The organism is Alcanivorax sp. (assembly GCF_014762765.1).
In the GTDB taxonomy this organism is placed as follows: domain Bacteria; phylum Pseudomonadota; class Gammaproteobacteria; order Pseudomonadales; family Alcanivoracaceae; genus Alcanivorax.
Map to the genome: position 1 here is coordinate 1 of NZ_JABURH010000004.1, position 1,376 is coordinate 1,376.

General features: G+C 61.1%; 2 protein-coding genes. One reads left to right on the top strand and one right to left on the bottom strand.

Annotated features, from left to right (window positions below; all coding sequences use genetic code 11):
• On the bottom strand, positions 1-298 hold a 298-nt coding region (locus tag HUJ17_RS00035), incomplete at its 3' end, for a UvrD-helicase domain-containing protein (RefSeq protein ID WP_290508799.1).
• 117 nt (positions 299-415) lie between these two features.
• Here HUJ17_RS00035 and HUJ17_RS00040 point away from each other — a divergent pair.
• Positions 416-1,105 (top strand): 16S rRNA pseudouridine(516) synthase, encoded by a 690-nt coding sequence (locus HUJ17_RS00040; protein WP_290508800.1) that lies wholly within the window; start codon positions 416-418, stop codon positions 1,103-1,105.
• The last annotated feature ends 271 nt before the right edge of the window (positions 1,106-1,376 follow it).

Below are 1,376 nucleotides of genomic sequence, written 5' to 3' on the forward strand. Positions count from 1 at the left end.
AGGCTTTCAGCTCCGACTTGAGAATGCGCAGACCCAGGTTGTGGAAGGTGGAGACAATCAGCCCGCGGGTCAGGTCCCGGCTCACCAGTGATTGCACCCGCTCCTTCATTTCCCGGGCGGCCTTGTTGGTGAAGGTCACCGCGGCAATATGCCGGGCCGACATGCCCCTTTCCTGGATCAGCCAGGCGATCTTGCGGGTGATCACGCTGGTCTTCCCGGAGCCCGCCCCGGCCAGCACCAGCAGAGGGCCATCGGCGTAATGCACGGCTTCCTGCTGGCGGGGGTTGAGCTTACTCATAGGGCTCCGGAAAATCTGGGGCGGTGAAATCGGGCCGCTATGATACCAGCGATGGCCCTGCACTCCAGACACCTTATGTCGGTTATCATGGCGGTTTTCCCGGTAACGGTTTTGCCCATGCGTCTTGATTACTTTCTCGCCCACAGCGCCGGCCTGACCCGCAAGGAAGCCAAGCAGCTTATCAGTCGCGGTGCAGTCACCGTGGAGGGCGAAGCGCGTCCCAAAGCCAACCTGCAACTGCGGGAGGGGCAGGGCGTCTGGCTGGATGGTGAACCAGTGCAATTGCCGGGCCACCGTTATCTGATGCTGCACAAGCCGGCGGGGGTGGTGTGTTCCACGGACGATCCGGAGCATCGCACCGTACTGGACCTGCTTCCTGTGGAACTGCGCCAGGATCTGCACCCGGCCGGTCGCCTGGACCGGGACACCACCGGCCTGGTGTTGCTGACTACGGATGGCCAGTGGTCCCACCGGCTCACCTCGCCGAATCACCAGTGCGACAAACGCTACCGGGTAAGCTGCGCCGACCCGGTCAGCGATGCGGATCTGCAGGCCCTGTGTGAGGGCATTCTGCTCCGTGGTGAAGATGCTCCCACTTTGCCGGCAAGGGCGGAACGGGTGAATACGCACCAGTTGCTGCTGGCGATCCATGAAGGGCGTTACCATCAGGTGAAACGGATGCTGGCGGCGCTGGGCAACAAGGTGGTGGCCCTGCACCGGGAGCAGATCGGCGAGATTGCCCTGGATGCGGCACTGGCGCCGGGAGAGTTTCGCTCCTTGAGCGAGGAAGAGGTTCAAAGTCTGTAAGGTTTTCCGTAGGAGCGTCGCTGGCGGCGCGATAACCCAAAACCTAGAAAGACAGATTTACCACAGAGGGCACAGAGATCACTGAGGAAAAGATTGATTTTTCTCTGTGTGCTCTGTGCCCTCTGTGGTGAAAAGGCTTTTGATTCTGGGTTGCTATATGCACTTCGTGCACCCAGCGGGCCGCCCTGGCGGGCGTTACCTCCACTTCGTTCCGGTTCGCGCCGCCAGCGACGCTCCTACGGAAAAGCACAAAGGAGGTTGTCATGACACA